At 49.7% G+C, this 463-nt stretch carries 1 rRNA gene; it reads right to left on the reverse strand.

Features of this window, described 5'->3' with window-relative positions:
* Positions 1-463: ribosomal RNA gene (locus H9X80_RS08935) — 16S ribosomal RNA — on the reverse strand; the annotation flags it as partial.

The raw sequence follows: 463 nt of genomic DNA on the forward strand, positions 1-463 counted from the left end.
AGATGCTGTGACTACCGGGGTATCTAATCCTGTTTGCTACCCACGCTTTCGCGCTTTAGCGTCAGTATCTGTCCAGTGGGCTGGCTTCCCCATCGGCATTCCTACAAATATCTACGAATTTCACCTCTACACTTGTAGTTCCGCCCACCTCTCCAGTACTCTAGTTTGGCAGTTTCCAACGCAATACGGAGTTGAGCCCCGCATTTTCACATCAGACTTACCAAACCGCCTAGACGCGCTTTACGCCCAATAAATCCGGATAACGCTTGCGACATACGTATTACCGCGGCTGCTGGCACGTATTTAGCCGTCGCTTCTTCTGTTGGTACCGTCACTTTCTTCGTCCCAACTGAAAGCACTTTACATTCCGAAAAACTTCATCGTGCACACAGAATTGCTGGATCAGACTTTTGGTCCATTGTCCAATATTCCCCACTGCAGCCACCCGTAGGACTAGTGGTCA

The organism is Olsenella profusa (assembly GCF_016900315.1).
In the GTDB taxonomy this organism is placed as follows: domain Bacteria; phylum Actinomycetota; class Coriobacteriia; order Coriobacteriales; family Atopobiaceae; genus Thermophilibacter; species Thermophilibacter profusus_A.